A 12,823-nucleotide genomic window follows, 5' to 3' on the forward strand; every position below is an offset into this window, starting at 1 on the left:
GCTCGATTGGAACCTGGCTCTATTGCGTCACAGCGGCGGTTGCGTCGCTGTCAGGGGCGTTTTCGTTTTCCGCTGCGGAGTCATCCTCGTCTTCTTGTTCGTCCTCACGGAAATAGGTTCGCAGCGGTTGTGGTAACGGATCGATGGCGAGTTGGTCGAGCAAGAATCCTTTCTGCTTCGCTTCGCGAAGGACTGCGACGGCGTCACCGTAGCCACCACCCACCTCTACGATCCCTTCGAGAACGGCACGCACCGAACTGGGGACGACCACGCGGCGATCACCCTCGCCCGCTTTGAAGCGGCTGATCCGGAGATGGTCGGGTTTTTCGGGATCGGTTTTCAGGATGATGCCCGAGGGCCCCAGCAAGTAGCTGTGGATTTGCAAGTTTTGGGGGCTTCCCATCAAAACAATCTCAGGAGATTGGCGAAGCGAGACAATCACCGCGGGGGGCCCATCGGGAGCGACCTCGTAGAGTCGGAACGCATCGCCGACGACTCGTCCGGCGAGATGTTGACGACCATCGGGACGGCGACGAATGCTACAGAACGCGCCATAGCGAGTTTCCAGACTCGGCTCGATCATCAAGCTTGCGAGCCCCTTAATCGCCGATTGTTGGTCGATTCCTTGGAGTGCCAAAAGTGCAGAATGACGAAACGCTGCGGTATTTCGAGTGGCTTCGATGAGCGGTTCAATCGCTTCGCTGCGATCCAAGTACGCCAGGGCTTCGGCGGCATAAAAGCGAAGCTCCGGGTTGCTAGATTCGAGTCCTTGTAGCAGTGTGGGGATGGCGCTTTCGCCGAGGCCTTCGAGTTGCAGTGCCGCATCAAACGCGGTGGCGGGTTCGGATAAGCGATTCGCCAGATCGGTCAAACGGACTTGAGTAGCGGAGGATTCCGGGGCCACGCCTAATGCTCGCACCACCGCCATCATTCTGCCTACGTTGTCACGATAACGTGGATGGATTTCGACTTCGATGTAATCGTCTTCGATGGCTTTCGCGATCCCACGCCGAGTCGTGCCATCGAAAAAGAAGAAGCGGCGATTGATGGCCGACGAGATCGCTGCGGACATCTTCACATGTTGGAATTCGGGACGCAGGATCAAACCCAGCTTGCGGGTGATCTGGATGCGCCCGCCGCCCAGCACTTTTCCTTCAATGCGATAGGCATCGTCGGTCGCCGGGTCGTAGTCGGCTCGAGTTAGAACCGGCCCAGTGCCGACGATCATCACGTCACTTTGGCGGACGCTGCTTTGTAAGACTTGTTGATGACGCAGGCGTGATTCGAGAACCCAGCCCCCATGTAAATCCTTCGTTTCGGTTCGCGGAGGGGAGAAGATTTTGAGGTCGACCGGATCGCCACGTCGAGCACCCGGAGGAACATACGCCCGCACGCGAACCAACGCCGTTTGATTGAGTTCTAGGAAATGGTTGGGGTCTTGGACTTCATGGCGACGCATCTCGTCGAGCAATTGGTCGCGGTACGCCGACGGAATCGCCGGTGCACCGGTGCCCGGCAATCCGTTGACCGCCGCCACTCCATCGACTTGGATCGTGTTCATCCCCTGGACGATCGAGGCATCCCGGATCAAATCGGGAGCCTTGGGAACTTTCAGCAGTTCTCGCAGGTGGGCGTCTTTGTCACCCTCGTCGGAACCACTACGCCAAAACGAGGTGCATCCGCCCGCGGTGATCAAACCGAGGCAAAGTACTATCCCTGCTTGGATGCCGGCGCGTCCTGTTACGGAATCGGTAACGATTTTTGGCTTCCTGCCTCGCATCAGCTGACTCGGTGGCGATCGTGGAATGAACTGGTTGCGTTGCTTGATAGCTGACAAAGGCACTTCGAATCAAGACAAGACTGTTCAGGATCGCTTTTCTTGGAGTTTAGGGTTTTCGCGATGTCGAGTGGCATCACGCTTAGTCTTCTTGGCTAAGTTCCGCTTTAACGCTGCGGTCAAGTCAATTCCCGACTGGTTGGCCAAACAGATCGTGACAAACAGCACATCGGCTAGCTCATCGCCAAGGTCCCCCAGTTCACTACCGGGCTTGCATGATTGTTCACCGCACGTCCGCGATAAAATGCGGGCAACCTCGCCCACCTCCTCGACCAACTGGGCCAGATTCGTCATCTCGTCAAAGTAGCGAACCCCGATCCGCTGGATCCATTGATCTACCTGATCCTGGGCAGCGCGAATCGTCAATGATTGCATTTCCGAATCGGGCTGCATTTCGCAATGATCGTGGGATTCACTCATTTTGCTAGCAACAAGTAGGTACCACTTTTCCCTGCCACCGCGATGTCGGTTTTGTCATCGTCGTTGAGTTTGGCGGTCACGATTTGCAGTCCGCAACCGACATGGCCTTCCTCGATCGTGTGGCGCGTAAAGGTTTTGTCGGCGGCATTCCAACGATAGTAATACAAGCAAGGCATTTCATTTCCGCCGGGGTCATTCCCATTATGACCAAAGTATCGTTTCCCGGTGATCAATTCGTTGCTGCCGTCGCCATCCACGTCGGCCCAGGCCAAGGTGTGGGGTTGGCTAAAGCGTCGGTCGATTTCATGTTCGCGAAATTGGAGCTTGCCGTTCGCGTCGACGCCTTGGTTCTCGAGCCAGACCAGTCCGTAATCGTGGCCTTTGCCGAAGATGACGTCGCTATCGCCGTCGCCATCGAGATCGACGACCAGCATTGGAATACTCGCGTGCAGATTCCAAGTCTCGTGGAAAGTCCACTCCGATTCCCAGACGCCGTTTTCGGGATGTTCGTACCATCCCTTGCCCGTCAAAACATCGAGCCGTCCGTCCTGGTTCATGTCGCCGACGCCCATGCCGTGAGCATTTCCGCGTGCTCCGATCTGATGCGGGACAAGTTCGTACGCCGCCGGGCTCTCTTTGCTGACCGGAGTGCTTTTTTTGACCAGTCGCCAAACCATCGTGGGCGCATCCTTAGCCCAACTATTGACGATCCATTCGGGGACGCCATCGCCGTCGAGGTCCTGAAACAACTGAGCTTCATTTTGCGAGCGTTGGGTGTCGACCAGCAAATGCTTGGGCCACATCCGACCAAGTCGCAGCGCTTCGTCGCCGGGGTTCTCGTACCAATGGACCTCGCTCGGCACAAACGATCCGGCGATCACATCGAGTCGGCCGTCATCGTTGACATCGAACAAATAGTCGCCATTGCTTTGCACATAGCCGTTCCAGTCCTCGACGTGCCGCAACGGGCGGGCGGCCCAATCGGTTGCGGAGAACCAGTGACGGCCGGCGACCAAATCGGTTTTACCGTCTCCGTCGATATCGCCTGCAGCGATCCCTTCATTGGCATCCAATGCGAGCAACCGTGGAGCGAAGGTGGAGCCCGGTTCCCCTGCGGTGGCCGAGCTTGATCGTGACGCCGATAGGGCGCTAACGAGGATCACGCAACTGAGCATGATCGAACCGCGCATTTGACTCGTAAGGGTTGTATACACTTCTTCTCCGCGATGGGTGGTTGTTTTTTGAGGGGAATGCGAGTGGGGCAAATAAAATCGATTGGAATCTAGGGGGCGGCTGCGAGAGCCGTTCCACACGCTGAAAGGGGGGGCGATGGCGCAGGCGTATAAATTTCTCACTTGATGTAATCCGATCGTTTTCGGCATCAAGAGAGAGAATTATGGTATTTGGGGTAAAGACGCCTTTTGATTTCGTTCAATGGACGGCATGATTATACGTCCATCCACCGGGATTGTGTGGGGGACGCGTTTACAGACCATCCTCAAGCCTAATTCGAGCGATTGTTGAATCACAGCACCGAAACGAAGCCGCTGTTTCTTGAGGACATGACGGTCGGCGACCGTTGGTCGAGTCCGTGGCGTGAAATCAGTGGCGAAGACGTGGCGGATTTTGCCAGGCTTACCGGCGACCACGATTCCCTGCACAGCAGCGAGAGCGTGGCTTCCCCCTTTGGTGAGCCGGTTGCTCACGGATTGCTGGGATTGAGTGTGCTGGCGGGACTCGGCAGCGATCATCCCAATGCGTCGACGTTGGCCTTGGTCGGGATCTCCGATTGGCAGTTCGAAGCCCCCATTTTCTTCGGCGACCGCGTGCAAGTCGTCACCGAGGTGGAGCAGATCCAGCAGCACGGCCGTCGCGCCGGGCGGGTGACATGGCTGCGCGAATTGGTCAATCAACATGGGCGAATCGTTCAACGCGGACGTTTTGTCACGCTGGTCGCGACTCGCTCACGAGCTCGCCATCTGGGGAATCAAGAGCATGCCCAACGCAGCTTGCTACCGCCTCGCTAGACTGCGGTCGGCTAGAACGCATCGTTCTCCGCCCGCCTGCCCGCCTGCGTATCCTGCCCGCCTGCGTATCCTGTGGTGCTCTTGCGCGGGCTTCTTGGGATTGCTGACGGGACGGGATCATTCTTGAGAGTCACGTCGAATCTCAATCCCTCGAGCACCTCTTCTCGTGAACGCTCTATCCCCAGACCCTCCGATGCAATCGAAGTTATTGCCTCGGATCAAGCTATTCTCTCACGTGGCATCGATCTTCATTTTCTCCGCACTCTAAAAACGACCTCTGTCCCCTTCGATTTGTCGCATTCACTCCTGGCACCTTCGATTTCTCCGAAAACGCCAGTGCTTCATTCGAGCTCCTCCGGAGTGTCAGGGTCCTGTTCGCGACGCGCTGACTCGCGGAACTCTATTGCGGTCACTCCTACTTTCTTATGGAAGTGATCCATGAAGTACGCGGGACTGCTGAAGCCACAGCGGTAAGAGATCGCCGTGGCTGAGAGCGTCGTTTCGATCAACAGCTCTCTGGCACGCGTCAGCCGAACTCGCACGATTTCGGATTTAAGCGAACGCCCCAGCAACGCGCGGAACCGTCGTTCTAGCACGCGTCTGCCCAGGGACACTTCCTGAACGACGTCGTTGACGTCGATCGCATCACAAGCATACAGGCGAATATATTTCACCGCGTTTGCTACCTCTGGATCCTCGACCGCCAGCATATCGGTCGACTGTCTTTCGACAACACGACGCGGAGTTACGTTGAATTTAGCAGGGACGCTTTGTCCTGCCATCATTCGACAAAGCAGATCGGCGGATTGGTAGCCGACACGAATGGGATTGACGTCAATGCTCGTGAGTCTTTGATCATTTAATTCGCAAAGCAATTCATCGTTGCCAACGCCGATCACCGCGACTTGTTCAGGAACCGGAATATTTGCCGTAGCGCAGGCGTCCAGTACCTCGCGGCCACGAATGTCGTTACAGGCAAAGATGCCGATGGGTTTGGGCAAGCTGCGAACCCAATCGACCACCTGTTTTTGTTCCTTCGCCCAGGACGGACCGTACGGGCCTCCGCCGCGTGGCTGAAATAATTTGACGTCGTACCCGGCCTCTTCTGCCAGAACTTGGAAAGCATCGCAACGTTCGTCAAGACGCGGACGATGGCCTCGTCGCAATCCGCAGATTGCCAAGTTTTGCAGACCCAAGCCCGCTAGATGGCTGAACGCCATTTCGGCGATGCGCTGGTAATCGGTCTTCACCACCGGGAAGCCCGTGTTTTGGATGTCGCCAAGCACGTCGAGGCAGGGCGCCGCCGAGCGTTTGAGTAACGCGGCCGTTCGCAGGTTGGTTACATGCGCAATGATTCCGTCGCCTCGCCAGGAAGCCATCCACGCGGGCGTCGGTTCTTCCAAACCCCGCGGTCGAAACAAGATCGACCAGCGACCATGTTCTTGTACATGTTGCCAGATTCCCTTGAGCACTCCTCTGCCGTAGGCCCGAGACGTTTCGACAAACAAGGCAACGCGTGGTGTCGTTGACATAGAGAATTTTACCTCGGGAGAAAGTAACGCGAGACAGGGGCGATAAACCTCGGATAGTCCGAATTACTCGCATCTAAACTAACGAGAGAAGGCATCTCAGGCAAACTGGAATTGACGCAAAATCGAATAAGTTGTTCGCAAAGCTGAATTGAATCGACGCGCAGCGAGCAACTAGGATGTGGCCATGCGTTGAACCACCGCGTCGGCAACAGCCACCGCCTCGGCAACGTTGTGCGTTACTCTTCATTTTTCGATCCCGTTTTAAATCTCTGAGGCCTATCGCGATGCCCCACCAGGAATGTGTGCCGAATCAAAGACTGCAGCGACGAGGGCGTGATGATTTGAAGCGGGGCCGCCGGACCGGCTTTACGCTTGTTGAGTTGCTCGTTGTGATTGCAATCATCGGGGTTTTGGTTGGACTGCTATTACCCGCGGTCCAGTCTGCTCGCGAGGCCGCTCGACGAATGCAATGTACGAACAATCTCAAGCAACTCGCCCTCGCGGTTCATAACTATGCAGATACGTTCAAGGTGATTCCCCCTCTCGAAATCTGGAAATCAGGCAGATCGACCAACTGGGGATCAAGCGTCTTGCTATTGCCATTTATTGAGCAAACGGCATTGCGTGATGGGTTGAATCCGCAAGGGGATGCGATTCCCAATGTGGGCGACCAGCCTTTGCTGGCCACTCGGATTGATGGGTTTATTTGCCCCTCGGATCCTGGCCCCGATGTGAATTTTGCGTTCAACGATCTTGGCAAAGCAAACTACTTGCCCAGCCAGGGCGTTTTTTGGGCGCTGTATAACGACAGCGGTTACACCCAACCGTGCCGCTTGGCTCAAATCACCGATGGGCTTTCGCACACGCTCATGTACAGCGAGCGATTCTTGGGGGAGACGCCCTTTCGTAGCGTGGGAGGCGTATGGGCAGGACGCAGCAAGACAGGGGGCAACGTCCAGGCGCATGGTCGTGCCGCTTGGCCGCCTAATACTCCCTATGCCGGCGATTTGGCTGACATCTCTGGCGCGTCGGATCCGCTGAATACGCGGTCGGCCTATAGCAGCTTGCATCCAGGTGGCGTCAACATCGCTCGTTGTGACGGTTCGGTTCGCTTTGTCAGCGAAAATGTGGATAGCATCACCAGCTACCCCTCGAGTTCCTCCACGAACTTCTTCCGCCTCGCAGACCAAGCCGTATCGCAACCGGCGCAGGCCAATCGCGTCTGGCAGAACTTGTTTATTCCCAATGACGGCAATCCAGTCGGCGACTACTAACAGAATTGGAAAATTGAGATGAAGCGATTTCATTCACTCGGCCTGCGGGGCGCGATGGCCTTGATGGTTTTGGGAATCCTGGGTTGCGGCCCCAAGAGCGGCGTAGAGCGGCACGATCTTTCAGGCACGGTCACCTTTAAAGGTAATCCTGTGCCGGTGGGGATGGTTTCATTCGAGCCGATCGAGAAGGGGGGCGGAGGCGGATTTGCCCCGATCCGAAATGGTGAGTTCGACACGGCCGATGGAGGCCGAGGCGCGCTGAGCGGGACCACGGCCGTTCGGATCACGGGCTTTGACGGAATCAAAGATCCGAGTAATCCCGATGCTCCTCCGAAAGCCTTGTTTCCTGCTTACGAAACGACGATCGACCTGGACGACGATCAGGATGAAATCGAGTTCGCGTTGCCCCTGGAAGACGCTCAACCGAATTAATCCGGAGCCGGTTTTTCCAGGATTTGACAATACAATTCTCCCTCTACCCCAACAGACATGGCGACCATGCTCAATCGACGAAATCTCATCAAAGCGGCCGCAACTTGGGGAGGAGCTTGGGCCCTGCCTAGCTTGCCGACAAACGGTTGGGCGAAATCGTATGGCGAAGATCGTCCGTTGCTTCGCCCGGTTTTTGACGAGGTCATTTGCCCCGAGACGGCGGAGCATCCTCGAAACGATCACCAATTGATCTTGCCGTTGGATTCCGACCGTCTGATGCTGGTTTGGTCCGAATACTACTTGAATGCGGAGAAGCCATCGCAGCGAGAGGGAAATGCAAGAATTGGAGATGAAGTCTCATGCCAGATTTCTAGCATAACGTCGTCCGATCGAGGCCGCACGTGGGGCGACCGACGCGTGCTGCAACCCAATCAGTGGCAACACAACGTCAAGCAGTCCAATCTGGTTCGGCTTTCTGAGAACGAAATTTTGTTGTTCTATGTTGGCTGGGATTCGGCGACCAATCGCAATGTCTTTCGGCGACGCTCGCTCGACAATGGCCAAACATGGGACGAGCAAGTGCAAATCTCAAAGCCTGGCTGGTACTGCAACAACGCCGATCGTGCGATTCGCTTAAGTACCGGGCGGATCATCTTGCCGGCGCATGGCCCATTCGACCCTCGCTATATCGGCGGCACGCGTTATCGGGGGGCCGACCTGCATTCGTTTGTCTATTATTCGGACGACGGTTTTCGGACTTGGAAGACCAGCAAAAACAGCATGACGGCCCAGGGGCGAGGATGTCACGAGCCGACCATCGTCGAGTTGAAAGATGGCAGCCTGTATTGCCTGATGCGAAATACGAATAAGAAACAGTATGCCAGTATTTCTACCGATGGCGGCGAAAGCTGGTCGACGCCACAGCCGACCGTACTGACTTCCCCCGAGGCCCCCGCGCTGCTCAAGCGAATTCCCGCCACCGGCGACTTGATGGTGATCTGGAACAACGTCAGCTCGAGCTCCAATTGGCCGAGAACGCCGCTTAGCGTCGCCATTTCAGACGATGAAGCGAAAACGTGGAAGCACGTTCAAGACATCGACAATCGCAACAACTTTGAGGTCGCCTATCCCTCGGCAACTTTCGTCGATGATGAGGTGTTAGTTGCCTATTACTCGCGAGACACTAAGGGAAGCCGAGGCTCCGAGGTAACGCTGCGAATCTATAAAACCGACCAGCTATACGCCTAGGCAGAAAACAAAGGTGTCTGGATTGAAGGCAGAAAAGGGGAAGGGATTCGTTTTCGAGTGTGCAGCGGTCTAGCATTGGTACTTTGGTGATTGATCCGGCACGGGGTGTTGAGCGATGCCGTGAATGAAACGTGCCGATGAAGCAGGCTGCGTCTACCATGCCTTGAACCGGGGCAATGCGAGGCGAGAGCTATTCCATGAACCCGAGGGCAGCCTGGCGTTTTGGTGAACGATTCACCAAGCCTCAGAAAAGTACCCCGTGGACTTATCTGTCTTCTGCTTGATGCCATCACCAATGGCACTTGGTGGTTCGCCCTCGGAAACACGGACGGAGAGGCAAGCTTCTCGGTTGGCCGATGCGACGTCCAACGCACTGGCTACGCCAGGTCAACGAACCACTTTCCAAGAAGGAACTGGAAACGATCTGGAACTCCGTCGTCTGAAACCGACCCTACGGCAGTGAAGAATGGATCGGTACAAAAAAAACGGCGTGAGTGAAATCACGCCGTTTGAAATCAGGTTCTTTTAAGATCTGGCTCGCTAAGCCCAACCCGTACGAAACGGTTAGCCAGTTTCGCTACATAGTTGACCTTGAAAATTAAGCGACTGGCTTTTTCATGAATTCGCGTTCGACTTCGATCTTGCTGCCATCGGGCGTTGCATCGTTGTCGATATCGAACCACTCTTCCTTGAATTCCAGGTAACCGCCCTTGCCCGCGTTCGCGTTCTTCAGCGCTACATTGGTTCCCAATGCGATGACCGCGTCGCCCATTGCGACGGCGGGGTAGCAACGAGGTCGGTTCTCTTTGTCTGGGTTGCGGATGCAATATGCCCAGTGCTCGATCTCTTCGCGGTAGCCGCGGCTGACCGGACCGGAATCCGCTGCTTTCGCCACGGGTGCGGCGAAGTCTCCGCTGGCGCTGGTGTCCAAGGCGTAGCCGCCACCCTTCTTGCTGATCCCGACCTTGCTGCTTGTGTCGCTGTTGCGATAGAGCATCACGTCGGTTTCTTTGTCGAGGATCAAGGTTCCCTTGGATCCTAGCACCACTTCGCCCCAGCCGCCGAAGCCGTTGCCATTGATCGACGAATAGGTGACCACGACTTTCTTGTTCGGGTCGGTATCGTAGCCAGGGACGGGGCCGTTGCCGGGGTTCTTTTCGTTGGGGTACTTTTCGACGCGATCGTAATAGCCGACGTCGAAGGTTTCGGAGTACTCAGGGCCAGGGAACTCGTACATGCAATAGACATGGTCGCCGACTTCGCGATCCAGGGGCATGATGTGTCGGCCGCCGACCGCGTGAACGCTGAGCGGATGGACTTTCTTGCCATCGTCACGAAGCGAGCTGAGGAAGATGCTGACCGCATCGAGTTGGTGGCTGCCAAGTTCGGCCATCAAACCGGCACCGGTGCGGTCAAACAAACGCCAGCGATGGAGTTCTTCCATGGCCGTGAAAATCTTGCCTTGGAGCGTAAAGTCTTGGTAGCCAAACTTCGATGGATCGACGTTCTTGTCCGCATCCCAAGCGGTCCACAATGCGATCTCGTTTTGTAGCCGAACGATCTCATCAGGATTCTTTTCCGTCTTCAGTTTGTTGACTCGGTGAGCCAAGTCTCGGGCGATACGGTCAAACTTTTTGTCGCTGCCGACGATCTTTTCACCGCCGGGCAATGGCATCGACCAACTGTCACCGCCGGGCAAGTTGCCACGGTGCCATTGGGCGCGAATGTGATGCAATTGGCCAAGTAGACCCCAGCGAATCAGGTTAATGGCGTTGTCATATTTGACGTTGTAGTGACGTTGATGACCGGTCGCCAAATGCAGCGGGTTGCCGTTGGGATCCTTCAGTTCCGCCGCCATCCGCGACATCACCTTGCACTGGGCCACATTGTGAGCCATCAGTTTTTCGGTCAACACATGCAGCCCCTTTTCCATCGCCAACGCGGCGACCGAAGCGTGCAACCAAAGCGGCAATGCGATGATCACGGCCTCGATGTCGGGGTCGTTTAGGCACTCCATGATGCCGCCATTATCGGCGTTGTAAACCTTGACGTTTTTGCGTGCTTCGGCCTCATCCTTGTAGCCTGCCACGCTAATCAAGCCGGGCCGACGCCCCAGCGCCGAGGGGCTCGACCAATCGCCATGAAACGCACGGTGCTCGCTGTAGGGGCGAATGTCACAAACCGCTTTGATGTCCACGTATTCGGGATTGCAGCCCCCGATCAAGACGTTGCCTTCGTCTCCGGTTCCAATCACGGCAACGCGAACGGGATCATTGACTTTGCCGTAGCCGAAATAGGCGGCTCCCAAACCCGCACCGCTGACCGCACCGGCAGCGACAATGCCGCGTAAAAAGTCTCGACGATTGACGTCGTAGTAACTTCCTACCGCTTCGTAGTAATTGTCTTCGCCAATTTTGCGTTGTTCCGCTGAAAGTTTGTCGACCATCGTTCTCTACCTTGTCGCTATGTTGAATCGTTGTATTGAATGAGTTGAAATTCGGACGCTATCGAGGAGGGGCTAGGCTTCGTCGCTTGGGACGCCCCCCGCCATTTTGCGTACGATCAAATGGAGGAAGTAATCCAGACCTGCGAATCGTCCTGCGCCGGTTCCTGCAAGCACCAGGCACGCCATTCCTTCAATCAGTTGATAGTAAGTGGATCCTGGGCCCGAAGTCGGTGGGTATTGACTCAGGAATACGGAAATCAAAAAACCAGCTGCGGCTAAGGCAGCGACCGGAGTAAAGAGCCCGAATAATATGCAAAGTCCCACCGCGATATCGAAATAGGGAACAATCGAATCGATCACGCTGGTGTCAATTCGCGCTGAACGAGGAACGGAGGGGGCGAAAGCACGGTGCGACTGGATTTGCTCCGGAGTGGCAATCGCGATCAGAGAGGAGGTGAGGTTCTCCCAGATTTTTTCGATATCATTCATCGCTCCGGCGCCTTTGGAAACCCACTCCTTGCGGATCGTTTCGCGTTGGCCACCTAGACTCGACACTCCGTCACGCACGGGGTCGACCGCCAAATCGGCGACTCGGCTTTTGCCGAGTTCATATTCCTCTAAGTCGTTCGCATACTCATCGATCACATGATCGTATTGTACCAAGGCGTTTTTGTAGACTTCTTGAGCTTGTCGGTTTTGCTTCTTGTCGAACTTGTAGTGGTCGCTGATTTTCGCCCAGACCAATTTCCATTCGCTGTCGATGCGTTGGCGATCTAAACGAATTTTACCATCATGGTCCCAGACGAGTCCACGATAATGCTCGGCAAAGGGGCCTTTGGCATTGGCGAAAAATGGGGCTGCGGACCATTTGCCCGACGACACCTTGTCGACCCCCTCGGTGTAAAAATGCCAGCCGACCGACAGGCGAAGTAGCACCAGCATGGTGATGCCCACCAGTCCCAGTAATCTTGGAGAAAGCCCCCAGCCAACGGCCAAACGCAGCGGCAACAATACAAGCTCTCTCACTGAAGGACGACTCCGAACAAAGGACAAGCAAGAACCAGGGGTGGGCGTGTCCACGACTGGTAACAGGTGGGTTGGAAAGTTGAGGATTCGGTTAAAAAAAACCGCACGCTGCGGCCCATTATGTCACCTGAACGGGAAATCGCCAAGGATAAAGGGACTCAAAATTCCCCACGTCTGCTTGAGAAGGCAATTGGACACCTCAAGAGGGGACCTTCTGGTTGCATGTCCACTGCCCCTCCCCCGATTTACTTTGGGGGTGCCGTCCTGTTTACCTCTTTTATTCGCAAGAGGGAGGAGTGAGCAGGCTTAGAGAGGTGAGCAGGCTTAGAGAGGAAGGAGCCGTTGCTGACTCGATTCCTTCATGCATTCGATCTACAGCGTCGCTGGATACGTCTTGCCGAGCTGTGTTGCCCGACTCCGAAATGTGCCCGACTCCGAAATGGACGTGAGAGTGAAGCGGGGTTGGTTTGGTTTACCGACAGCGGCTGGCTGAATCCTGCGCCTTCACGTTGAGTAGCGCCTTCACATTGAGTGATGGCGGGCGGGAATCAGCCCTGCCGCGTGAATTTGAGGTTCGAGGG

General features: G+C 55.8%; 10 protein-coding genes. 4 read left to right on the forward strand and 6 right to left on the reverse strand.

Features of this window, described 5'->3' with window-relative positions; all coding sequences use genetic code 11:
• Positions 1-19: 19 nt before the first annotated feature.
• The 3 genes from Pla52o_RS02575 to Pla52o_RS02585 are packed head-to-tail and all read right to left on the reverse strand — an operon-like array spanning position 20 to position 3,432.
• Positions 20-1,837, reverse strand: coding sequence for a flagellar basal body P-ring protein FlgI (locus tag Pla52o_RS02575; RefSeq protein WP_231612038.1), 1,818 nt, complete (start codon positions 1,835-1,837; stop codon positions 20-22).
• A gap of 27 nt (positions 1,838-1,864) precedes the next feature.
• Positions 1,865-2,257 carry a nucleotide pyrophosphohydrolase gene (locus Pla52o_RS02580; protein WP_197168953.1) on the reverse strand — a complete coding sequence of 131 codons (393 nt, stop codon included), beginning with the start codon at positions 2,255-2,257 and terminating at the stop codon, positions 1,865-1,867.
• Complete coding sequence (locus Pla52o_RS02585; RefSeq protein WP_146593521.1) at positions 2,254-3,432, reverse strand: FG-GAP repeat domain-containing protein; 1,179 nt, start codon at positions 3,430-3,432, stop codon at positions 2,254-2,256. The genes Pla52o_RS02580 and Pla52o_RS02585 overlap by 4 nt, the downstream gene beginning before the upstream one ends.
• Before the next feature lie 345 nt (positions 3,433-3,777).
• Between Pla52o_RS02585 and Pla52o_RS02590 the strand changes: the two genes are divergently transcribed.
• Positions 3,778-4,284 carry a MaoC family dehydratase gene (locus Pla52o_RS02590; protein ID WP_231612040.1) on the forward strand — a complete coding sequence of 169 codons (507 nt, stop codon included), beginning with the start codon at positions 3,778-3,780 and terminating at the stop codon, positions 4,282-4,284.
• A 341-nt stretch (positions 4,285-4,625) separates the two neighbouring features.
• On the opposite strand, the gene Pla52o_RS02595 is transcribed toward Pla52o_RS02590, so the two are convergent.
• On the reverse strand, positions 4,626-5,816 hold the full coding sequence (locus Pla52o_RS02595; RefSeq protein ID WP_146593002.1) for a XylR family transcriptional regulator: 1,191 nt from the start codon (positions 5,814-5,816) through the stop codon (positions 4,626-4,628).
• Between the two features lie 284 nt (positions 5,817-6,100).
• Between Pla52o_RS02595 and Pla52o_RS02600 the strand changes: the two genes are divergently transcribed.
• Genes Pla52o_RS02600 through Pla52o_RS02610 form a run of 3 tightly spaced genes read left to right on the forward strand, consistent with a single transcriptional unit; the run spans position 6,101 to position 8,770 of the window.
• Positions 6,101-7,090: a DUF1559 domain-containing protein gene (locus Pla52o_RS02600; RefSeq protein WP_146593003.1), complete on the forward strand. Its 990-nt coding sequence runs from the start codon at positions 6,101-6,103 to the stop codon at positions 7,088-7,090.
• An 18-nt stretch (positions 7,091-7,108) separates the two neighbouring features.
• Positions 7,109-7,522, forward strand: a complete 414-nt coding sequence (locus tag Pla52o_RS02605) for a hypothetical protein (protein WP_146593004.1) — start codon at positions 7,109-7,111, stop codon at positions 7,520-7,522.
• A gap of 57 nt (positions 7,523-7,579) precedes the next feature.
• Positions 7,580-8,770, forward strand: a complete 1,191-nt coding sequence (locus tag Pla52o_RS02610; protein WP_146593005.1) for a sialidase family protein — start codon at positions 7,580-7,582, stop codon at positions 8,768-8,770.
• A 598-nt stretch (positions 8,771-9,368) separates the two neighbouring features.
• On the opposite strand, the gene Pla52o_RS02615 is transcribed toward Pla52o_RS02610, so the two are convergent.
• Positions 9,369-11,216, reverse strand: a complete 1,848-nt coding sequence (locus Pla52o_RS02615) for a Gfo/Idh/MocA family protein (protein ID WP_146593006.1) — start codon at positions 11,214-11,216, stop codon at positions 9,369-9,371.
• 72 nt (positions 11,217-11,288) lie between these two features.
• Positions 11,289-12,242: a DoxX family protein gene (locus tag Pla52o_RS02620; protein WP_146593007.1), complete on the reverse strand. Its 954-nt coding sequence runs from the start codon at positions 12,240-12,242 to the stop codon at positions 11,289-11,291.
• Between the last annotated feature and the right edge of the window lie 581 nt (positions 12,243-12,823).

It is taken from the genome of Novipirellula galeiformis (assembly GCF_007860095.1).
Taxonomy (GTDB): Bacteria; Planctomycetota; Planctomycetia; order Pirellulales; family Pirellulaceae; genus Novipirellula; species Novipirellula galeiformis.

Bases quoted from the DNA above. Each gene is read 5' to 3' on its own strand.
- Pla52o_RS02605 (WP_146593004.1), top strand. From the start codon at position 7,109: ATGAAGCGATTTCATTCACTCGGCCTGCGGGGCGCGATGGCCTTGATG.
- Pla52o_RS02615 (WP_146593006.1), bottom strand. From the start codon at position 11,216: ATGGTCGACAAACTTTCAGCGGAACAACGCAAAATTGGCGAAGACAAT.
- Pla52o_RS02595 (WP_146593002.1), bottom strand. From the start codon at position 5,816: ATGTCAACGACACCACGCGTTGCCTTGTTTGTCGAAACGTCTCGGGCC.
- Pla52o_RS02580 (WP_197168953.1), bottom strand. From the start codon at position 2,257: ATGAGTGAATCCCACGATCATTGCGAAATGCAGCCCGATTCGGAAATG.
- Pla52o_RS02585 (WP_146593521.1), bottom strand. From the start codon at position 3,432: ATGCTCAGTTGCGTGATCCTCGTTAGCGCCCTATCGGCGTCACGATCA.
- Pla52o_RS02600 (WP_146593003.1), top strand. From the start codon at position 6,101: ATGCCCCACCAGGAATGTGTGCCGAATCAAAGACTGCAGCGACGAGGG.
- Pla52o_RS02610 (WP_146593005.1), top strand. From the start codon at position 7,580: ATGGCGACCATGCTCAATCGACGAAATCTCATCAAAGCGGCCGCAACT.